The organism is Pseudomonas sp. FIP_A4 (assembly GCF_036701605.1).
Classification (GTDB): domain Bacteria; phylum Pseudomonadota; class Gammaproteobacteria; order Pseudomonadales; family Pseudomonadaceae; genus Stutzerimonas; species Stutzerimonas phenolilytica.
The window spans coordinates 1-528 of the sequence record NZ_JAYDXP010000016.1; the positions used below are offsets into that span (position 1 = coordinate 1).

Consider the following 528-nt stretch of genomic DNA (forward strand, 5'->3'; position numbering starts at 1 on the left):
TTGCCGCGCAAGTTGTGGCTGACCAGCAATACGGCGTCGGCGCGCGTGCCGTCCTGCTCATCCTCGACGCTCAGCAGCAGCTTGCCGCGCAAGTTGTGGCTGACCAGCAATACGGCGTCGGCGCGCGTGCCGTCCTGCTCATCCTCGACGCTCAGCAGCAGCTTGACCCATTTTAAGTGTGTGCCTTAAGTTAGCACCGACTACAGGAACGATGTTCACATGGTAACTATTCGTCTCGCCCGTGGCGGCTCCACGCAACGCCGTCACCGCGCCCCGTCGCCAGAAAGTACAGGCCGCCGAGGTCGGCACCCCCCAGTCCGGCACCGCGCAGGGCGAGGTTATCGGTGTGTAGGCCTGCTGGTCAGCGCAGTCGCGCCTTTCCAGCACGGCAAGGTGCGCTTCCAGAAGCCGATCCTCGGCAGCGAGCAATGGAACTGCACCAGTTCGGCCAGCACGCCTTCGCTGAGGCCGTTTTCGGCTACGATCAGAACCGGTTTCAGATGGTGGCCGATGGACTTGTAGTGTTTT

General features: G+C 62.5%; 1 pseudogene. It reads right to left on the bottom strand.

The window, feature by feature from the left end:
- Positions 1-440: 440 nt before the first annotated feature.
- Positions 441-528, bottom strand: a pseudogene (locus tag U8L64_RS00095) (ribosome assembly RNA-binding protein YhbY); the annotation flags it as partial.